Source organism: Bradyrhizobium sp. USDA 3650 (genome assembly GCF_054057395.1).
Genome location: NZ_JBSRZG010000001.1, coordinates 5,918,492 through 5,938,714, shown reverse-complemented (window position 1 = coordinate 5,938,714; position 20,223 = coordinate 5,918,492). Strand labels below are relative to the sequence as shown.

The following is a 20,223-nucleotide window of genomic DNA, read 5'->3' as shown; positions in this document are numbered from 1 at the left end:
ATCGGAGAGCGAGCAAAGGTAAGGGTGCCACCAACGGCGACGCCCCATGGATGGTCGGCACTGCGCAACGGCGGCTTTGCGCACCTACCTGTTCGTCGCGAGACGCTCAGTTGCCCACGTTCGAAAAGCACCACCCAACAAAAAACGCGGCGTTTCCGCCGCGTTTTTCAATTCAATCTGCCGTACGCGATTACGCCTGCGGCTGCGGCTCCAGGCCGGGATCCGGATCGGGCCGCGGGCGCGACTTGCCGGCCGGAGGCACGGCGGATGCGCGCGGCGTGGTCGGCTCGAGCACGGATTCGCGGTTCGGCTTCTTGCCCTTGAGCAGGTCGATGATCTCGTCGCCGGAGAGCGTCTCGAACTCGAGCAGGCCCTTGGCGAGAGCTTCGAGATCGGCGCGCTTCTCGGTGAGAATACGCGTCGCTTCGTTGTAGCCTTCTTCGACGAAACGTCGGATCTCGGTGTCGATCTTCTGAACCGTCGCTTCCGATGCGTTCTGGGTGCGCGACACCGACATGCCCAGGAAAACCTCGTCCTGGTTCTCGCCATAGGACACGGTGCCGAGCGCCTCGGACAAGCCCCAGCGCGTCACCATCATGCGCGCCAGACGCGTCGCCTGCTCGATGTCCGACGACGCACCCGAAGTCACCTTCTCGCGGCCGAAGATCAGTTCTTCGGCGACGCGGCCGCCCATCATGATGGCAAGGCGCGAGGTCATCTGCTCCAGCGACATCGACAGCTTGTCACGCTCGGGCAGCTGCATGACCATACCCAGCGCACGACCGCGCGGAATGATGGTCGCCTTGTGGATCGGGTCGGTCGCGACGACGTTGAGGCCGACGATGGCGTGGCCGCCCTCGTGATAGGCCGTCAGCAGCTTCTCTTCCTCGGTCATGACGAGCGACTTGCGCTCGGCGCCCATCATCACCTTGTCCTTGGCTTCCTCGAACTCGGCCTGTGTCACCATCCGCTTGTTGCGGCGGGCGGCGGTGAGCGCGGCTTCGTTGACGAGGTTCATCAGGTCGGCGCCGGAGAAGCCCGGGGTGCCGCGCGCGATGGTCTTGAGGTTGATATCGGGCGCCAGCGGCACCTTGCGGACGTGGACCTTGAGGATCTGCTCGCGGCCGACGACGTCAGGGTTCGGCACCACGACCTGACGGTCGAAGCGGCCGGGACGCAGCAGCGCGGGATCGAGCACGTCGGGACGGTTGGTCGCGGCGATCAGGATCACGCCCTCATTGGCCTCGAAGCCGTCCATCTCGACCAGCAACTGGTTCAGCGTCTGCTCGCGCTCGTCATTGCCGCCGCCGAGGCCGGCGCCACGGTGACGACCGACGGCGTCGATTTCGTCGATGAAGATGATGCAGGGCGCGTTCTTCTTGGCCTGCTCGAACATGTCGCGGACGCGGCTGGCGCCGACGCCGACGAACATCTCGACGAAGTCCGAACCCGAAATGGTGAAGAACGGCACGTTGGCTTCGCCCGCGACCGCACGCGCGATCAGGGTCTTGCCGGTGCCGGGAGGGCCGACCAGCAGCACGCCGCGCGGAATGCGGCCGCCGAGGCGCTGGAATTTGCCGGGGTCGCGCAGGAATTCGACGATCTCCTGCAGGTCCTGCTTGGCCTCGTCGACGCCCGCAACGTCCTCGAAGGTGACGCGGCCATGCGCTTCAGTCAGCATTTTTGCGCGCGACTTGCCGAAGCCCATCGCCTTGCCGGCGCCGCCCTGCATCTGCCGCGACAGGAAGATCCACACGCCGATCAGCGCGATGAAGGGCAGCCAGGAGACCAGCAGCGAGACGAACCACGGCACGTTGTCGCCGGGCGGCTTCGCGGTGATCTGCACCTTGCTGTCATAGAGGCGCTTCACGAGCGTCGGATCGCTCGGCGCATAGGTCTGGAAGCTCGAGCCGTTGGTGAAGGTGCCGTGAATGTCCGGCCCCTGGATCACGACGTCGCGCACATTGCCGCGGTCAACCTCGCTCAGGAGCTGGGAGAAGGCGATGTCCTGCGAGGAGGCGCGCTGACCCGGATTCTGGAAGAGCGTGAACAACGCCAACAGCAGCAGGACAATGATGACCCAGAGGGCGAAATTGCGCAGATTGGCGTTCATCGATCTTCCTTCGTGGTCGCGCGGATCGCGGCCTGAGCCTTGGGCAGTTATTTGGGCAGCGCGAGGAAATCCCCAAGGAATCCTCTCGGTTAGACGGATACAATCTAGGTGTCGCTCCGGTCGCTGCCAAGGGAACGAGATGGGACTATTTAGCCCATCTTAGTCCGATTCCCGCTGAAATAATGGCGCCCGGATCCCGCTTTTTCCTGCCTGGTTAAGGTGTCCTCACGGCGCGGTCTCGAAACGGCCGGTGCCATGATCCGCCCCTATCCACCCTCGATCAACCCTTGCGCCGGGCCGGCGCCGGCCCGATGCGGATATGTCCCCCGACAAGGCTGATCAAGGCTCCCGCAAGCGTCTGCTTCAGGGCCGGCCGGCCATTTGCGGGTGCGCGCGCGGCAATGGCCTGATCGAGCACGGCCAGGAGGGATTCGACCTTGCCGAGTTCCGCCGGTCCCTCGTGCCCAAACGCGTTGATGGCCCGCAGCAGGATCCGCAGCCGGACCTCGTCCGGCAGGGCGGCAAACACGGGGGCCTCGAAGCTTCGAACGCCGGCCTGCGGCGCATCGCCGCGATCCCGCAAACGGAGGAAGCGCTCGGCTCCATCGGTCAGCACCTCGACGGCCGCATTGGCGCGCGCCAGCCTTGCCGCGAGCCGGGCCAGGCTGCGGGCATCACCGCCCTCCGCCGCGAGCTGCGGCAGCAGCGCACGCAGCCGCGGCCGGGTAAAGGCAGCGTCGTGGTTGGTGGGATCGTCGGCAAAGCCAATTTTCGCCCGCTTCAAGGTCGCGATCAGCTGCGACTTCGGAACGTCGAGCAGCGGACGCGCAAGAACGACGCCGTCGCGCTCGGTGAGACGGGCCATCGCCGACAGCCCGGCCAATCCGCTGCCGCGGACAAGACGCATCAACAGGGTCTCGGCCTGGTCGTCGCGGGTGTGGGCGGTCAGCACGTGGCTCGCACCGGCGATGCGCGCGGCCTGCACGAGCAGGCGGTAGCGGGCTTCGCGCGCGGCGGCCGGCAATCCCGTTTTCGGCTTGGCGCCGCGCCAGCGCAGGGTCCGATGCGGCAAGCCAAGCCCGGTCGCCAGACGCTTGACCTCGCGCGCCTCGCGCGCCGCCTCCGGCCGCAAGCCGTGGTCGATGGTGACGACGGTGAGACGCGGGCCGCGCGCGAGGCTGCGGTGCCAGCGCGCCGCAAGCCACATCAGCGCGACCGAGTCGGGCCCGCCGGAGACCGCGAGCAACAGTCCCTGCGCGCCTTTCAGGCCTGCGAAGAGGCGCCTGGCCTCACGCGCCGAGATCGGGGAATTGTCCTCTGGCATGACGCTGCAATCGTCGGCGGATGGACCGACTGTTTAGCGCAGCGCCATCCCTCTTGTCAGGATCAATCGCCGCGCGTCAGCACTTCACGCGCTTCTGCTCGCGATCGACCGCGGCTTTGACGCCGGCGGAAGCGCGCGGATATTTGCGGCCGACTTCGCCGAAGGCGGCGCACGCGGCCTCCTTCTCCTTCAGCGCGGCCAGCGACTGGCCGAGCCGCAGCAGGGCGTCCGGCGCCTTGGCGGATTTGTCGTATTTGGTGGTGACGGCGAGGAAGGCTTCCGCGGAGTCGCGATATTGCTGGCGCTGGAAATAGCTCTCGCCGAGCCAGTATTGCGCGTCGCCGAGCAGCGGGTCGCTCGGATATTTCTGCGAGAAGTTCTTCATGGTCTGCTCGGCCAGCGCATAGTCCTTGCGCTGCATGTAGCCGATGCCGAGGTCGAATTCGTCGCGCGGCGTGGCCGAGGGCGGCAGGGTCGTCAGCGCCGGGGCGCCTGCCGGCGCGGGAGAGCCGGATGGGGCCGGCGGATAGCCGGGCTGCGCAGCCTGGGGTGCGGTCGCCTGCGGATAGCGAGCGCCGCTGTTGCCGAGATCAAGCGGTTCGCCGGCGCCACGGCCGCCGGGCGCGCCGCTCGGGGCACCTGCAGGCATCGGTTGCTGCCCGCCGCCGAGCGCGCGCGGCGCACCCGGCGCATTCGGTCTCTGGTTCGGGTCGAAGGCATCGCCGCGGCGGCGCATGCCCGGCGCGCCAGGCGCAGGCTGCTCCTGAACGATCGGTGCCGGAGAGGCGATCTGCGGCTGCTCGTAATTCGGCTGGGCCGCTTGCTGGTGCGGCGGCTGCTGGCGATAGGCCGGCGCGGCTTGCGCGGGCGGCATGGCCGCGACATTGGGCTGGACCGGCGTCTGGCCGGGCGCAGCTTGCGCGCCGCCCTCGAGCGCTCGCAGCCGCTCTTCGAGCTGGCGGTTGCGATACTGCAGCTCTTCATTCTGGCCGGTGAGCTGGCGCAACTGGTTCTCCAGCCGCCTCGATCCGCATCTCGGGATCTGCATCGTCCGACTGTGCGAGGGCGGGCGAGCACAAAGAGAGCAGCGCGGCGATCGCCACGGTGCCGGTGAAGACCTTAAATCTGGATGACATCTTGCCCTGACGACGAAAGCGAAATGGCCTGCGACCGAACATTCGACGCGCCACACATTGAAGGGGAGTACGCCAAAACTGTGACTGAAACAAAGGGGTTTCCGTCACAGATCGCTGAAACGAAACCGGCGCCCGAGAGGGCGCCGGCATAATCGGTTTCTGAAGATGAACGGCGCCTGAGTGTCAGGAGCTCGCGTTCAGCACGGTGACGGCGCGCCGGTTCTGGGACCAGCAGGAGATGTCGTTGCAAACGGCCACCGGCCGCTCCTTGCCGTACGAGATCGTGCGCATGCGGTTCGGATCGATGCCGCGCGAGGCGAGGAACGAACGCACCGACTGGGCGCGGCGGGCGCCGAGCGCGATGTTGTATTCGCGGGTGCCGCGTTCGTCGGCATGACCTTCGACGGTGAAGCTGTAGCGCGGATAGCTCTGGAGCCACTGCGCCTGCTTCTCCAGCGTCACGATCGCCTGCGGGGTCAGATCGGTCTGGTCGCTTTCGAAGAACACGCGGTCGCCGACATTGACGACGAAGTCTTGCTGACTGCCTGGCGTCGCCGCGTTGGCCATCGCATCCGTGGCAGCGTTCTTGTTGGCGCAGGCACCCATCGACAACGCGACGGCAAGCACCGCGGCCAGCTTCAATCCCTGGAGGATGCGCATAGGATGTTTCATTCCGGAGCCTCCACGCTCACGTTTCGTCCACTGCTGTCCGGTCTACAGGGGGTTGGTTAAGCGAACGTTCCGTCAACCTTGATGGAACCTTGCCACAGCCGGTCAAATGCCCCCAACCAGCGAAAAGCAACCGTCATGGTTAATGGGTTGTAAATGTGGCGCGACGGTGAAGGCAAGCCGCGCCGACCGGCAAAAACGCCGGCGTTTGCTGGAATTTTAGGCTCGTGGCGTGGAGATCCAGTCGAGACCCTCGGCCCAGACCTGGGGCCTAGCGGGCAGAACCAGTCGCCGAGGCGACGTCCGGGGTCCGCTGCGTCGCCAGCGACACTGGGCGCGGGGCCGCCTGGCGCGGGCTGCTGCGTTGAAACAACATGCGCCGCTCGAAAGCGCTGGAGCGCATGATCGGAAAGCGCGTCAGCACCTTTTCCCGCTGGTTCCGGAAATCGGACGCCATCAGCACGGCCTTCTTGGTGGGCCAGCCCGGAAACCCGCGCGGCTCCGGTGAAATGGTCTCGTGCAGGAAGATGCGACGATAAAACGCCTGATGATCGGTCCGGATCATGGCCAGCCCGGTGTCGGCGTTGAAATGATCGCAAGCCACAAAAGCCAGCCGCACCGTCAGATAGGGCAGCTCCGGAAAACGCTGGTGCTTTTCGGGATCCGCAACAAACCGGCATGGATCGATGAGAACTTCGCCGCGGTCGAGCCGGGGATGCAGGACGTCGCCAAACACTTCGGTCGTGTAGGACATTCGCCAGTCCGACGTCAGGACGTGAATGCGAACGGAGCTGCAGAGCTCTCCATCGACATAGACCCCGAAATTCCAGGTGTTGGGCGCATCGTCGAAGCGATCGGTCACGCGCCGCGACTCCGACGGCTCGATCAGTCCGGCGTGCAGATAGGCCCGGTACCGCATCAGATAGAGGTTGTCTCGGTCCTCGGGAGTTTCGATCAGGCGGTAATCGATGCGGTCAAACAGAGCGGCTCCCCGCGGAAGGAGCACCGTTTGCGGTTCAGCTCCAGACGTCATCCAGTACCCCTACACTCCAAAGCAACTTCTGCGAGTGTGACGAGATTAATGGTTCATTAACGGAATTGCAAAGGCTTAGAAACGTTAGGGTTAACCTTTGCGGCCCGCAAAAACACGGGCGGACGAGAGCTGAATGCGTCGAAGGAGCGAGGCAGTGAAAGATCAGGCGATCGATCGCGAGGACACCATGACGATCTGGTCCTCAGCCCCGCGACGGCCATGCGAGGCATTGAGCAATTGGCGAATCCGGACTGCCGGCACCGGCCGGCTGAACAGATAGCCCTGCCCTTCGGTCACGGTGCCGTCGGCGCTGATCAGCTCGAGCTGATCATTGGTCTCGATGCCCTCGACCACGACCGCCATGCCGAGATCGGCCGACAGCCGCGCCACGCCGCGCAGCAGCGTCAGCGGCCGGTCGGCGTCGATGCCTTCGAGGAAGGAGCGGTCGATCTTCACCTTCTGCATCGGGAAATTGTGCAGGTAGCTGAGGCTCGAATAGCCGGTGCCGAAATCATCCAGCGAAATGCGCACGCCGATCGCATGCAATTGCGACAGGATGTCGTGCGTGAGCTGGGTATTGCGCAACAGCGAGGATTCGGTGATCTCGATCTCCAGCCGATGCGCCGGGAGCCCCGAAACCTCGAGCGCGTAGCGGATTTCGCTCAAGACGTCGCGCTGGTGGAATTGCTGCGGCGAGAAGTTGACGGCGACGTTGACGCCCTCCGGCCATTTCATGCATTCCATGCAGGCGCGGCGCAGGATCCAGCGGCCGAGATCGACGATCAGCCCCATGTCCTCGGCGACCGGGATGATGTCGACCGGCGAGACGGTGCCGCGCACCGGATGATTCCAGCGCAGCAGCGCCTCGCACGTCGTGATCTTGCCGGACTTCAAATTCACCAGCGGCTGATAGAACAGCTCGAACTCCTCGTTGGCGAGCGCCTTGCGCAGATCGAGCTCGAGGATGCGGCGCGCCTCCACGGTCGCCGCCATCTCGTCGCGGAAGAAGCAGAAGGTGCCGCGGCCGTCGGCCTTGGCCCGGTACAGCGCCATGTCGGCGTTCTTGAGCAGCGTGTCCGCGCTGACGCCCTCCGGAGAGGTCAAGGCGATGCCGACGCTGGCCCCGATCTCGACCAGATGATTGTCGATGCGGTAGCGCTCGCTCAGCCGTTCGACGATCCGGCGCGCCAGCGCAGCGGCGTCCTCGGGCGAGGAGATGTTCTCCTGGAACACGACGAATTCGTCACCGCCGAAGCGGGCGACGAAATCCTCCGGGCGCAGCATCTCGCGCAGACGGTTGGCGACCGCGCACAGCAGCTGGTCGCCGCAGGGATGGCCGAGCGTGTCGTTGACCTGCTTGAACTGGTCGAGATCGACGAACAGCAGCGCGGACAGGCGTTCGGCGTCGTGCGAGATCGCCAGCAGCCTTTCGATCTCATCGCGGAAATGAACGCGGTTGGGGAGCGCGGTGAGGTCGTCGTAGCGCGCCAGATGCGTAATCTTGGCTTCGGCGCTGCGACGGTCGGTAATGTCCTCGAGCAGCACCACCGCGCCACCGTCAGCCATCGGCTGGACAGTCCAGGACAACGACCGGTTTCGCTGCGTGTCGGGATCGGCGGTGATGATCTCCTTGGCTTGCGAACTCTCGATGTCCGCGACGATCCGCTCGCCGCTCCCAGCCGAGATGGATCCGGCGCTGACGCACGCCGCGACGATGTCACGCGCGTTGATGCCGCGCTGCGCGAGACCTTCCGGCAGGTTCATCATTGCGCCGAAGCGGTGGTTCATGACCGCCAGCTGTCCGTCGACGCGGAACATGCAGAGGCCGTGCGGCATGTTGTTCAGCGCCGTATCGAACTGGCCGGCGAGCGCGGCTTCGCGCTCCCGTGCCACGACCGCTCCCATGAAAATTCGGTGCAGATTCACCGAGAGCTGCATGATCGCCATCAGGAACGCGCCGCTGACCAGCGCCATCGCGATGTAGTAGGGCGTTCCACGCAGCGCCAAGGCAAGCACGGCCGGACCGAAAATCAGCACGGCCTGGAGGTGGAAGATCGCAGGCCGGCCATATGCCCTGCCCGCGCCGCCCGCCGCGATTCCGGTGGTGACCGACAAGGCGATCATGTGGGCCACGGCGTCGTCCGTGGCTAACAGGGCGGTAGCGCACCAGATGCCTATCGCAGCCGCCTGGATCTTTGCCCCGATCTGATAGCGCTTCTGCCAGCGTGCGGCCGCCTCGACGGTCATGACCGCCTGACGTGCCTGATAGAGGCGCAGGTCGATCGCGCGCGCGGACCCGGCCAGCACAAGAAGTGCGACGCACGCCCAGATCAGCGGCTCTCCCGTCCTCAGGGCGGTGAGGGCCGCACCGATCGACACGAAAATGAGTCCGGCCAGCAAGGGGCCCGGCGCTTCGAACAGCGAATCGATTTGCGCCGCCGAAGTTTTCGGCGGCCGCTGTTCCGGCTCTCCGCTCTGACTTGCAAACTGCATCTGGTGTTTACGCGCGTCCTGTCTGGAGCGCAGTTTTACCGATCCGGTATGAAGTCTTTCTGAGGGAACATCGTTAAAGTCGAGTTGTTTTGAGTGACCAATAGTCGAAATACATCAATAGAAACAAACCCATGGGAAAAGTTTGCCGAGTGCAACCTTAAAGAACAATTATCGCGGGGAAACATCTGGCAAAGTTTTCGGAAAAGGCGCGCGGTCAAATCATCGCGCGCCGCGGGCAGCGGCTAGCCCGATGTCGAGGACAATAGCGGCGACCATGCCGGGTCGGAAGCGAAGCCCGGCGTCGGCACCTTCAGCTCGTTGCGCCCAGAGATGTCGACGGAGAACAGCGACGGCCCGCCGCTGCCGCCGGGATCGCGGAAGAACATCAGCACGCGGCCGTTCGGCGAGAAGGTCGGACCTTCGTTGTGGTAGCCGGAGGTGAGGAGCCGCTCGCCGGAGCCGTCCGGCTTCATCACGCCGATCGAGAACTGCCCGCCGCCTTGCCTGGTGAAGGCGATGTAATCGCCGCGCGGCGACCACACCGGCGTCGAATAGGTGGCGTTGTTGTCGTCCTTGGAGAAGGAGATGCGCTGCGCCGCTCCGCCGCCCGCGGCCATGACATAGATCTGCGATCTGCCGCCGCGATCGGACTCGAAGCAGATGCGGGCGCCGTCCGGGGAGTAGGACGGAGAGGTGTCGATCGCGGGCGTGTCGGTGAGGCGCGTCGTCGAGCGCGAGCGCAGATCCATCACGAACAGGTTGGAATTGCCGCCCTGCTGCAGGCTCATGATGACGCGCTGGCCGTCCGGCGAGAACCTCGGGGCAAAGGTCATGCCCGGGAAGTTGCCGACGATCTCGCGCTGGCCGGTCTCGATGTTGAACAGGTAGACCTTCGGATCGCCCTGGCCAAACTCCATATAGGTGATCTCTTGCGAGTTCGGCGAGAAGCGCGGCGTCAGCACGAGGTCGGAGCCGCGGGTCAGATAGCGCACATTGGCGCCGTCCTGGTCCATCATCGCGAGCCGCTTGACGCGGCGCTCCTTCGGCCCGGTCTCGTCGACGAACACCACGCGGCTGTCGAAATAGCCCTTCTCGCCGGTCAGCTTCTCATAGATCTGGTCGGAGATGATGTGGGCGATGCGGCGCCAATATTCCGGCGAGGTGAAATATTGCTGGCCGGCGAGCTGCTGGCCGGTGACCACGTCCCACAAGCGGAATTCGGCCTTGAGGCGTCCGTCCGGCTGCCGCGTCATGCGCCCGGTGACGAGGGCCTGCGCGTTGAGGGTCTTCCAGTTCTCGAATTGCGGCGCGACGTCGATGTTGCTGATGCGCTCGATGAAGGCGGCCTGGTCGACCGGCGCGAACAGGCCCGAGCGCTTCAGATTGTTGGTGATGACCTGGGTGACGCCGTTGCCAACGTCGCCGTCGGCCGGCGAGCCCGGCACAAAATTGGTGATCGCGATCGGAATCGGCCGAAACTCGGTGGGATCGATGCGGAGCCGTCCCTGCGGCTGCTGGGCGAAGGCTTGTCCGCCCCCCAGCATCGCGAGTGTCGATCCGGTCAGGGTCATGAAGCGGCGGCGGTTCATCGAGCGAACGTCATTCATCGCAAAATTCTTTTGTTCGGATGTCACAACATGTCTTTCAGGCCGAAAGTCATCGGAATGAGCTTCCAGCTCTCGTATTGCTGCTTCGGCATGAACGAATAGACCTGGCACTGCACGATGGCGCGTCTGGCACTCTCCGCCACCGCCTGTGCGATCGACCGCGACGGCCCCCTCACCGCGACGACGATCGGCTCGGACGCGAGCGATCCGTCGATCTTCATGGGAATGTCGATGTCGGCTTCGTATTGATCGGCATCCTGCCCGTTATAGGTCGGCGTGAAGCAGCGCTTCACCGCCCCCTGGAACGCCCCCCGCCAGGTCGCAATGTTGTTGGCGGCCGTTCCGCTCGTCGATCCCAGCGAGGCCGACGCATTCAGCGTCGAGCCGGCGAGTTCGTGCCGGGTCGCCGCGCGCTTGTCGAGGTCACGGGCAATCTGCGCGGGATCGAACGTGCGCTCCTTGGGCTTCGGCTGCTGCTGTGGCTGCACCGCCGCGACCTTTTGCTCCGGCGGCTTGGGCGGCGGCTTCTTGGTTTCGAGCTTTTTCTGCAGCTCGGCGATCGGATCTTCCTTGGCCGGGTCAGGCCTTTTTTTCCGGCGGCTTCGGTTCTTCTTTGGGCTTCGCCTCGGCGACGGGCTTGGGCGGCTCGGGCTTCTTCTCGACCGGCTTCTCGACCGGTTTTGGCGGCGGTTCGGGCGTCGAGTTGGTCTTGATCAGCTCTTTCTTCTCGGTGACCTTGCCGACGGCGTCTTCCTCAGGCTTGGCTTCCGCAATCTTCTCGACCTTCGGCTTCGGCTCTTTCTTGTCGCCGGTCTTCTGCCCCGACATCATCTGCGCGAGCTGGTCGGTGGAGATGATGTCGATCGGCAGCGACTCTTCCGCCGGCACGAAAGCCCTGCTGCTAAAGGTGACGAGCCCCCATCCCAGCACGAGGACGTGGAGGGCAATCGACGCAACGAGTGTCTTGTCGACCTTCACCTTCACGGTCTACCCCTGATCCGCTTCCGTGACGAGAGCCAGCTTCTTGAAGCCTGCGCCGGACAACTGGCCCATGACCTTGGCCACCGTCCCGTAATCCGCCTTCTTGTCGGCACGCAGATAGATCCGTTCCTCGAGGCCGCCGCGCGCGTCCGTGATCGCCTTCAGCTTCGGGATCAGTTCGTTGATCGCGATCTCGGCGTCGTTGATGAACACCTTGCCCTTGATGTCGACCGACATCTGGATCGGCTTCTGGTCGTTGTTTTCGAGGCTCTTGGCCTGGGTCTGCGGCAGGTCGAGCGGCACGCCGACCGTCAGCATCGGCGCCGACACCATGAAGATGATGAGCAGCACCAGCATCACGTCCACCATCGGCGTGACGTTGATTTCGGCCACGACCGGCTTGCGCCGGCCACGGCGTCCACCGCCTCCGGACGAACTCGCAACGTTCATGCCCATCGTCTGGTGCCCAAATTGCCCTTCACACTATACATGCCGTCCGTCAGCCCCGCTCGTCGATCTGGCGCGACAGGATGGCTGAAAATTCATCGGCGAAGCCTTCGAGCCGCTGGGCCTGCCGGTTCACCTCGGAGGTGAACTTATTGTAGAAAATAGTGGCAGGAATGGCGGCGATAAGGCCGACGGCGGTCGCAAATAGCGCCTCCGCGATGCCGGGAGCCACCACCGCCAGAGAGGTATTTTTCGACGCCGCAATCGACTGGAAGCTCGACATGATGCCCCAGACGGTGCCGAACAGGCCGACGAACGGGCCCGCGGAGCCGACGGTGGCGAGCACCAGCAGCCGGCGTTCCAGCCGCTCGACCTCGCGGGCGATCGACACATTCATGACCTTGTCGATGCGCATCTGAAGGCCTGCCACCGAGCGGGCCTGGCTCTCGAACGAACGCTTCCACTCGCGCATCGCGGCGACGAAGCAGGCCGCCATGGAATGCGTCGGCTTGGCCGAGAGCGTGCGATAGAGATCTTCGATCGACTCGCCGGACCAGAAAGCCTGCTCGAAACGGTCCATCGAGCGACGGGTGCGGGCAAACAGGAAGATCTTGTCGATGGCGATCGCCCAGACCCAGACCGAGCAGGCGAGAAGCCCCAGCATCACGGCTTTCACGATCCAGTGAGCCTGCCAGAACAGCGCGATCAGCGACACGTCCGCGGAAGCGGCAACCGGAAGGGCTGACTGAGCCACGTCGGCCGGATTCATAAGCAGTATCCTCTCAAGGCGATCGTTACCTGATGTCCCGACCTAATGTCCCGGCAGCAAATGGCCGCCGGTTCCCCAATAGCCGCGCTAGAACCGGCGCGGCCGGCAAGCCCGCTCAAAGCCTTGTCTTTCTGGGGTGCAGGGCTCGTCCAAAGCCAGCCGCCTGCATTCCCTGCCAAGATGTCAAAACTATGGGCCCGACCCCAAGGCTCAGACTTCAGGCTTTGGGCGCGATTGTCCGCAATTACCAGAGCCCGGCGATGGTTAATGCCGGGTTACCGGAGGCGGATTTGGCTGCCGGAAAGCGAGCGGGTGCAGGCGGTTGGCCTCCGGCTGTTGCTGACATCCGGCGGAGGAACCAGCCTTCGCCTGAAAAATTGTCCCGAAAATCACTCCTCGCGAGGTTTTGCCATGAGTATCAACCCCAAGTCGACCGCCGCCATCGGCGATCATCCGCTCCACCCCATGATCATCCCGTTCCCGGTCGCCTTCCTGGTCGGCGCGCCCATCGCCGATCTCGCCTTCATCGGAACCGGCGACGGCTTCTGGGCCAGAGCCGCCATATGGCTGATCGGCGCCGGCATCGTCATGGCGCTCGTGGCCGCCGTGGCCGGATTCACCGACTTCTTCAGCGACGCCCGTATCCGCGGTCTCAACGACGCCTGGTATCACATGATCGGCAATCTCGTGGCGGTCGTGCTGGCCGCGATCAATTTCTACCTCCGCTACGCGCAAGGCGCCGAGGCCGCGGTCAAGCCGTGGGGCGTGGCGCTCTCTCTGATCGTGGTCGGCATCCTGCTGTTCACGGGATGGAAGGGCTGGGAAATGGTCTACCGGCATCATGTCGCGGTGCTGGACGCGCCGGGCCAGACCAGTTCGGAGCCGGTCACGCCGCATCATGGCGGCGAGCGCCACCGCCGCGCCGCCTGACAAGGAGCACGTCGCCTGATGACGTAAGGGCGAGTCAGGCCGCGGAAGCGGGTTCGGGGCAATTGGTCAGCCGCGCCGGATTGCCGACTGCGGTGCAGCCCGGGGGCACATCGCTCGTCACGACGGTGTCGGCTCCGATCTTTGCAAAATCGCCGATCCTGACGTTGCCGAGAATCGTCGCGCCGGAGCCGATGAACAGGCCGCGACCAATGCGAGGCGAGCGCGCCGGCAGTTCCGTACCGCGACCGATGCTGACGTTCTGAAGGATGGTGGCCTCGTCGCCGATCGCCACATCGGCACCGATCACGATGCCGGTGGCGTGGTCGAGATACACCGCTGATCCCAAGCTCGCCGCCGGATGAATGCTGACCTGCAGGACGTTCGAGGCCTCGTTCTGAAACAGCAGCGCCGCGTCGCGATGGTCGTAATGCCAGAGCCAGTTCGAGACGCGCCAGGCCTGCAAGGCGACGTAGCCCTTGAAATGCAGCAGCGGCGCCAACAGTCCGGTGATGGCGGGATCGCGGAGCACGATGGCCTGCAAGTCGCGGCCGGCCGCCTCGATCAGATTCGGCTGGCCATTGAAGGCGTCGCAGGAAAATGTCGTGAAGCGCGCGCGTTCGGCCGCGCTGTCGCCAAGCCGCCGTCCGATCAGGTCGGACAATGCGGCGGTAAAATCGTCATGGGCGAAGATGAGACCGCCAAGAGTCTTGCCGAATATGGGGTCGGCTTCCGCTGCGCGCTGCGCCTCGTCGCGGATCTTCTGCCAGAGGGTCTCGCCCGGCGTGATCGCAGCTTCCGTCATCGTTGCCGCCTGCGATGTTTTGACGCTTCCTTTTCGCTGTCGGATATAGAGCGTCGGCAGCGCGCGCGCCACGCTCCCCGTGAGGCTACGAGCTTGCATGCCAGGCGGCCGGGATCATATATATGGAGGAAGTCGAGTTCCCGGCCGAAGCTATGGTCTCAGGATCGTGCTGCCGCGCTGGCCCGGGTTGTTCAGGCAAAGTATCTCGTTCGAAGCCCCGCAGCGGTCCGCCACCCCCGGGTTTGTCGTACACAGCGGCCCTCAGTGCTGCCAAAGCGACTCCGGATCCCCGTCATCCAAGGTCACGCCAATCCATGTCGCCCAACGCCTCCGCCGACGACCAACACGACGACATCATGTATCCCTCCGCCCTGCCGTTCCTGCTGGTCCATCTCGGCTGCGTTGCAGCCATCTGGACCGGCGTGACCTGGCAGGCCATCGCGATCTGCGCCTCGCTGTATGTCGTCCGCATGTTTGCAATCGGAGCGGGCTATCACCGCTATTTCTCCCATCGGGCTTTTGCGACCGGCCGGGTCTTTCAATTCATCCTGGCCTGCCTTGCGCAAAGCACCGCGCAGAAAAGCGTTTTGTGGTGGGCGGCCAAGCATCGACATCATCATCTGCATTCCGATACCGAAGACGACGTCCATTCACCGCGTCATCGAGGCTTCCTCTATAGCCATCTCGGCTGGATTTTTTACCGGGAGCACGATGGCACCGACCTCGTGAAGGTCGGCGATTTCGCTGCCTATCCGGAGTTGATGTGGCTGCATCGCCTGGAACTGCTGCCGGCCGTTACGCTGGCTGCGCTCTGCTTCCTGGTTGGCGGGTGGTCCGGCCTCGTCGTCGGCTTCCTGTGGAGCACCGTGCTGGTTTATCACGCGACCTTCTGCATCAACTCCCTCGCCCATGTGCATGGACGCAAGCGGTACGTGACCGGCGATGATTCCCGCAACAATTGGCTGCTGGCGCTGTTCACCCTCGGTGAGGGCTGGCACAACAATCACCACGCCTACCAAAGCAGCGTGCGGCAAGGTTTTCGCTGGTGGGAAATCGACGTCACCTATTACATCCTGAAGGTGCTGTCCTGGTTCGGCATCGTCTGGAACATGAAGTCGCCGCCCGAGCAGGTGCTGCGCAACGAGCAGCCGCTTGGCGCACGCGTCATCAACCGGGCCGCCCGTGAGCTTGCCGGACGGTTCGATGCGCAGACACTGGCGCATGCGATCTCGTCGGCGCTCCGCCGAGCCGATTTGGCCCAGCTGCAACTGCCGACGCTGCATGACATCCTCGGTCGCGCGCATGAAGGCGTCGATGCACTGACGCATCTGCATTTGCCGAAGATTCCGACCCGCGAGGAGTTTCTCGCCGAAGCCAAGGCGATGTTCGCGCGAACGCGATCACTCAACGAGATCGTGGACTACGCCTACGAACACTTCCTGGAGTCGGTTCGCGCGCAGCTCGCCACGGCGCGCTGACCAAGTCTCTCTCTGGACCAGACTTCCAGACCAAGACTTTTCCAAACCAAGGCAAATCCGGACGGTCGCGGCGGCCTGCCGCGCATTCCCAAAACCAAACCGCCCGCCTGCGGGTTGCGCGGGCGGGCGGCTCGGGGCCATCAGGACTTTGGGGGCATGCGCCTGACGGCTTTGAGAGGGCGTCAGTCCCGAGATCAACCTTGAGATCAACCTTGCTGCTGGTCGGTCGGCGGCGGGGTCGGGCGTGTCTTGTGTTGCGCCATGAACTGGTCGAACTCTTCCTTGTCCTTGGCGTGACGCAAACGGTCGAGGAAGTTCTTGAACTCGACCTGCTCCTCCTCGAGCCGCTGCAATGTCTCGGTGCGGTACTCGTCAAAGGCGCGGTTGCCGCTTGAGGGCGGGCCGAAGCCAAAGCCGAAACCGTGGCGCTCCATGCGGCCGCGCATACGGTCCATCTTGTACTGCATCCGCTCCATCTTGTTCTGCCAGCGATCCTGGTTGCTCCAGCACGACATTCTTCTGCTCCCGAGTGTGAAAAAGAGAAGGGCAAGTCCGATCGGCCACCAGATGATGAAGCCGAGGACGGTCACGGCGATCCAGCCGGGATGCCAGGGCGTATTGAGCATGTGGGGGCGCTCGTAGTGTTGGTCCGAAGGGCCGCGCCATCGATTGACATCAGCGGTGTAGGCCATTTCCCTCTCCATGACGGCATCAGCGCCGTTGTGAATGTAAATAACATTTACATAGGTAGATCATCCCGCGATTTTGTCAAGCCGACCGCCTGACAGGGCGGGGGAATTATTTGGGTAACTTTATTTCGGCTTGCCCCAGGGACCACCCGGCGGCACGCCCGAACCGGAGGATGCCTCCGGTGGCACCGGCGGCGGCTCGGCGCTTTTCGCCGGGGGCCGGCGATCGGTCGGGAAGCCGAGACCGCGCAGATAGATCAGCACCTCGGCTTCGAGCAGCTCGTCCGGGGACATCGGCAGCTTTCGACGCGCAGCATCGCCGCGGGAGAACAGCGAGGCCACGCCATGCGCCATCGACCAGATGTGCAGCGCCATCATCATCGCCGGCGGCCGCGGGGTGCCCGGCGGTGCCAGCGCGGCAAGCCGCTCCGCCGCGGCACGAATGATGTTGAAAGCACGCTCGCTGGCGGCCTGGAGCGCCGGATTGGAATCTACCGGCACGCCCGATTCGAACATCGCGTTGTAGAACGCGGGCTCCTCGCGGGCGAAGGCGAGATAGGCCCTGCCGACACGCTCGAACGCCGTGACGGTGTCGGGCCGTCCGTCGTCCCAGGCCGCGGTCAGGCGCGCTTCGAACTGCTCGAAGCCACGCTGCGCGATCGAGGACAGCAATTCTTCACGGTCGCGAAAATGCCGGTACGGCGCCGCCGCGCTGACGCCGGCCATGCGCGCGGCATCGGCAAAGGTGAAGCCGGCCGCGCCCTTCTCGGCGATCAACCCGAGGGCGGCCTGCAACAGGGCTTCCTTCAGATTGCCGTGGTGATAGCCGCGCTCGGCGCGGCGCGTCTCCTTGCGCCAGCTCATGTGAACGACCTTTACATGAGCCGGCGGTGAACGTCACTAGCGGCGGCCGGGTTGATCGGCCGTATTCTTCCGGGTCCGGCGCGGCCGAAGTCCTAGCCTCCCGGGATCGGAAGCACCGGCATGATCTCGACGCGTTCGCCGGGGAAAATCGCGAAGTGCGGGTGGTTCTCGAACATCTTCGCCGCGGCTTCATGGGATGCCGCGCGCACCACGGTGAAGGCGCCCATCTCGTTGGCGATGTCGGCAAGGCCCTTGCCGTCGACCTTCTTGGTCTTGCCGAGCGGCCCGCCCATGGCCTCGATCGCACCCTGGTGCTTTTCGACCCAGCCCTTCCAGGCCGCCATGCCCTCCCGCTCCTTCGCCTTGCGCTCGGCCTCGGGCATCGCGTCCCATGCGGCCCATTTGGAGCTGGTCTTGCTGCCGAGGAAAACGGCGAGATAGGTGTCTGTGCTCATCGGTTCTCTCCCTTGGTGATGGATAAACGAAGCTGCGGCTATTTCTTGAGGTCGCCGAAACCGGCGGCGGCCTCCTGCACGTCAGGCGGAAAGTCGCTCATCTCCTGCACCTGACGGATCTCGATGATTTCGTTCGGTGCGGCCGGACACCGCCTGGCCCAGGCGATCGCGTCGGCACGCGAGGTAACCTCGATCATCCAGTAGCCACCCAGGACCTCCTTGGCCTCGGCAAACGGACCATCGGTCACGATGGGCTCGCCGGCCGCAAACGAGACGCGCGCGCCCATCGAGGGCGGGTGCAGGCCGTCGAGCGTGATCAGCACGCCGGCGTCCTTCAGCGCCTCGTTGTAGCGCATCATCGCAGCGACCCGCTCGGGATCGAGTTGAACGTCGGGCGCCGCGGTCTCGTAGCCGAGCGGGATCATCAGCATCATGAATCGCATGAGCATTCCTTGCGTGCTTTTGTCGTTCGGGTTGCGCGGCGAGGCGCCACTCCGGATGGACGGGAGCGACGGCCCGGGCCGCCCGCCCTCACCTCCAAGACGAAGGAACCTTGACGAAACCGACAGATGACGAAAATTATTCTGGAGATTATTGGCTGGCGCTAGCGCGCCTGCGGCAGGAACCGCCCGTCCTGCCGGGCAGCGCCGAAATAGACGTCGATGCGGCGGACCTTGCCGCCGGCAAGGGTGAAGAACTCGGTGTTGCGAAAGCTCCTGCCATCTGTCGCCAAGCAGAGATAGGTGACGAAGGCCTCGTCGCCTTGGACGAAAATCCGCTCGATGTCGTGCCTTGCGATCCAGCCGGTGTCCCTCCAGCAACGCTCGAAATAGGTCGCCTTGTCGAGGTCATTGTCGAACGGGCTGGTGAAGCGGAAATCGTCGGCCAACGCGTCGGCGACCCGTTGCCGGTCGTTGGCGAGATAGGCGGCGAAAAGGTCTCGAATCCGGCGCTCGTGATCGTTGGACATTCCGGGTCTCCCTGGCAATGATCCCCTGGAAGACGATCCATCGAGGACCGTCCCGACATCGTGCCTTCGAGTTAAGACCTTCCTCGTCGGAACGAAAGCGAAGTAAAAGAGGCTCGCGCTCGCGCGACCGATCTTTCATAAGGACGATCAGCCAATGCCCCCTACCCCGCACCGCGTTGCCCTCGTCACCGGAGCCGCGCGTGGCATCGGGCTTGCGACCGCGAAGAAGTTTTTGACCGAAGGCTGGCGGGTGGCATTGCTCGACATCGAGGGCGAGCTGCTCGGCCGCGCGGTCGCCGAGATCGGCCGGGACGAGGCCACGCTGGCGTTGACCTGCGACGTCTCGGACGCAGCCGCGGTTGCCGCCGCGATGACGACGGTCGAACAGCGGTTTGGCCGGCTCGACGCGCTCGTCAACAATGCCGGCATTGCCGTGTTCGCGCCGCTGATGGAGACGTCGGAGACCGATTGGCGACGCGTGCTCGAGGTCAACCTCACCGGCCCGTTCCTCTGCACCAAGGCGGCGGTGCCGCTGATGCGCGACGGCAATGGCGGCGCCATCGTCAACATCACCTCGATCTCGGCGGTGCGCGCCTCGACGCTGCGCTCGGCCTACGGCACCAGCAAGGCCGGCCTCGCGCACCTTACCAAGCAGCTCGCGGTCGAGCTCGCGTCCCTCAACATCCGCGTCAACGCGGTCGCGCCGGGGCCGGTCGACACCGCGATGGCGAAGCAGGTGCACACCAGGGAGATCCGCGCCGACTATCACGACGCCATCCCGCTCAACCGCTACGGCCTGGAAGAGGAACTCGCCGAAGCCATCTACTTCCTGTGCTCGGAACGATCGAGCTACATCACCGGCCAAATTTTGGCCGTCGATGGCGGCTTCGATGCGGCTGGCATCGGCCTGCCGACGCTGCGCGGCGAACGGCGGAACGGGTAGGCACGGCGTAGGTTGGCCTAGCGAAGCGTCACCTACCTCTTCTCGTCGGCCTATCCTACGGACTCGAATTCGCGGAGGCTTCATGCGACGCTTCACCTTCCTCAGGGCCTCGATGCTCGCATCCGCGCTGCTCGCCGCCACACCTGCCTCGGCCGAAATCCGCATCATCCAATCGCCCGGTGGACAGGTCGGGCCGTTCCTCGATTTGTTCGAGAAGGTGCGCGAGAGCGGCGAGCGCGTGGTGATCGACGGTCCCTGCCTGTCCGCCTGCACGCTGGTGCTGAGCATCGTGCCGGGCGAGCGGATTTGTGTGACGAAGCGTGCCGTGCTCGGCTTCCATGCGGCGCGATCGGTCGATCGGCGCGGACGCTTCTACGCCGAGCCGGAAGCATCCGATGCGGTGCTTGCGGCCTATCCCGGCCCGGTGCGCGACTGGATCAGCCGCCGCGGCGGCCTCTCGTCGCGGTTGCTGTTGCTGAAGGGGCGCGACCTCGCCGCGATCTATCCGCGCTGCCGGTGA

18 protein-coding genes and 2 pseudogenes are annotated in these 20,223 nt (G+C 64.6%); 4 read left to right on the top strand and 16 right to left on the bottom strand.

From position 1 onward, the window contains the following. Positions 1 to 190: 190 nt before the first annotated feature. The 10 genes and pseudogenes from ftsH to tolQ form a co-directional block, all read right to left on the bottom strand. On the bottom strand, positions 191 to 2,113 hold the full coding sequence (gene ftsH, locus ACVIN2_RS27860) for an ATP-dependent zinc metalloprotease FtsH (protein ID WP_007596301.1): 1,923 nt from the start codon (positions 2,111 to 2,113) through the stop codon (positions 191 to 193). Positions 2,114 to 2,393: 280 nt separating this feature from the next. Then, on the bottom strand, positions 2,394 to 3,437 hold the full coding sequence (gene tilS, locus ACVIN2_RS27855; RefSeq protein WP_456768025.1) for a tRNA lysidine(34) synthetase TilS: 1,044 nt from the start codon (positions 3,435 to 3,437) through the stop codon (positions 2,394 to 2,396). Between the two features lie 76 nt (positions 3,438 to 3,513). Then, positions 3,514 to 4,573: pseudogene (ybgF, locus tag ACVIN2_RS27850) on the bottom strand (tol-pal system protein YbgF). Positions 4,574 to 4,756: 183 nt separating this feature from the next. Beyond that, entirely contained in the window at positions 4,757 to 5,245 is a 489-nt protein-coding gene (gene pal, locus ACVIN2_RS27845) for a peptidoglycan-associated lipoprotein Pal (RefSeq protein ID WP_007596304.1), read from the bottom strand. A gap of 268 nt (positions 5,246 to 5,513) precedes the next feature. After that, positions 5,514 to 6,275, bottom strand: coding sequence for an N-acyl amino acid synthase FeeM domain-containing protein (locus ACVIN2_RS27840; RefSeq protein ID WP_456768024.1), 762 nt, complete (start codon positions 6,273 to 6,275; stop codon positions 5,514 to 5,516). Between the two features lie 162 nt (positions 6,276 to 6,437). Beyond that, positions 6,438 to 8,768: a putative bifunctional diguanylate cyclase/phosphodiesterase gene (locus ACVIN2_RS27835; protein ID WP_456768023.1), complete on the bottom strand. Its 2,331-nt coding sequence runs from the start codon at positions 8,766 to 8,768 to the stop codon at positions 6,438 to 6,440. A gap of 242 nt (positions 8,769 to 9,010) precedes the next feature. Then, positions 9,011 to 10,357, bottom strand: coding sequence for a Tol-Pal system beta propeller repeat protein TolB (tolB, locus tag ACVIN2_RS27830; protein WP_007596313.1), 1,347 nt, complete (start codon positions 10,355 to 10,357; stop codon positions 9,011 to 9,013). A 41-nt stretch (positions 10,358 to 10,398) separates the two neighbouring features. After that, positions 10,399 to 11,359, bottom strand: a pseudogene (locus ACVIN2_RS27825) (protein TolA). Between the two features lie 3 nt (positions 11,360 to 11,362). Beyond that, a complete protein-coding gene (tolR, locus tag ACVIN2_RS27820) occupies positions 11,363 to 11,812 on the bottom strand; it encodes a protein TolR (protein WP_018453789.1) in 450 nt (149 codons plus the stop codon). A gap of 43 nt (positions 11,813 to 11,855) precedes the next feature. After that, positions 11,856 to 12,572 (bottom strand): protein TolQ, encoded by a 717-nt coding sequence (tolQ, locus tag ACVIN2_RS27815; RefSeq protein ID WP_007596319.1) that lies wholly within the window; start codon positions 12,570 to 12,572, stop codon positions 11,856 to 11,858. Positions 12,573 to 12,983: 411 nt separating this feature from the next. Between tolQ and ACVIN2_RS27810 the strand changes: the two genes are divergently transcribed. After that, entirely contained in the window at positions 12,984 to 13,502 is a 519-nt protein-coding gene (locus tag ACVIN2_RS27810) for a DUF2231 domain-containing protein (RefSeq protein ID WP_456768022.1), read from the top strand. 34 nt (positions 13,503 to 13,536) lie between these two features. Here the strand turns inward: ACVIN2_RS27810 and ACVIN2_RS27805 are convergent, their stop codons facing one another. Continuing rightward, positions 13,537 to 14,304, bottom strand: a complete 768-nt coding sequence (locus ACVIN2_RS27805) for a serine O-acetyltransferase (RefSeq protein ID WP_456768021.1) — start codon at positions 14,302 to 14,304, stop codon at positions 13,537 to 13,539. A 314-nt stretch (positions 14,305 to 14,618) separates the two neighbouring features. On the opposite strand from ACVIN2_RS27805, the gene ACVIN2_RS27800 reads away from it, so the two are divergent. Continuing rightward, the gene (locus tag ACVIN2_RS27800; protein ID WP_456768020.1) at positions 14,619 to 15,782 is read left to right on the top strand and encodes an acyl-CoA desaturase; all 1,164 of its coding nucleotides are present in this window, start codon (positions 14,619 to 14,621) and stop codon (positions 15,780 to 15,782) included. A gap of 206 nt (positions 15,783 to 15,988) precedes the next feature. Here the strand turns inward: ACVIN2_RS27800 and ACVIN2_RS27795 are convergent, their stop codons facing one another. The 5 genes from ACVIN2_RS27795 to ACVIN2_RS27775 all read right to left on the bottom strand — a co-directional run bounded on the left by ACVIN2_RS27795 (position 15,989) and on the right by ACVIN2_RS27775 (position 18,760). Then, positions 15,989 to 16,474: a DUF2852 domain-containing protein gene (locus tag ACVIN2_RS27795; RefSeq protein WP_456768019.1), complete on the bottom strand. Its 486-nt coding sequence runs from the start codon at positions 16,472 to 16,474 to the stop codon at positions 15,989 to 15,991. 120 nt (positions 16,475 to 16,594) lie between these two features. Then, a complete protein-coding gene (locus ACVIN2_RS27790; RefSeq protein ID WP_027570334.1) occupies positions 16,595 to 17,335 on the bottom strand; it encodes a TetR/AcrR family transcriptional regulator in 741 nt (246 codons plus the stop codon). A gap of 92 nt (positions 17,336 to 17,427) precedes the next feature. Next, the gene (locus ACVIN2_RS27785; protein WP_456768018.1) at positions 17,428 to 17,790 is read right to left on the bottom strand and encodes a hypothetical protein; all 363 of its coding nucleotides are present in this window, start codon (positions 17,788 to 17,790) and stop codon (positions 17,428 to 17,430) included. Between the two features lie 38 nt (positions 17,791 to 17,828). Further along, positions 17,829 to 18,233 carry a YciI family protein gene (locus tag ACVIN2_RS27780; RefSeq protein ID WP_456768017.1) on the bottom strand — a complete coding sequence of 135 codons (405 nt, stop codon included), beginning with the start codon at positions 18,231 to 18,233 and terminating at the stop codon, positions 17,829 to 17,831. 161 nt (positions 18,234 to 18,394) lie between these two features. Beyond that, positions 18,395 to 18,760, bottom strand: a complete 366-nt coding sequence (locus ACVIN2_RS27775) for a nuclear transport factor 2 family protein (RefSeq protein WP_456768016.1) — start codon at positions 18,758 to 18,760, stop codon at positions 18,395 to 18,397. Between the two features lie 154 nt (positions 18,761 to 18,914). On the opposite strand from ACVIN2_RS27775, the gene ACVIN2_RS27770 reads away from it, so the two are divergent. After that, complete coding sequence (locus tag ACVIN2_RS27770; RefSeq protein WP_456768015.1) at positions 18,915 to 19,703, top strand: SDR family NAD(P)-dependent oxidoreductase; 789 nt, start codon at positions 18,915 to 18,917, stop codon at positions 19,701 to 19,703. Positions 19,704 to 19,785: 82 nt separating this feature from the next. After that, entirely contained in the window at positions 19,786 to 20,223 is a 438-nt protein-coding gene (locus tag ACVIN2_RS27765) for a hypothetical protein (RefSeq protein ID WP_456768014.1), read from the top strand.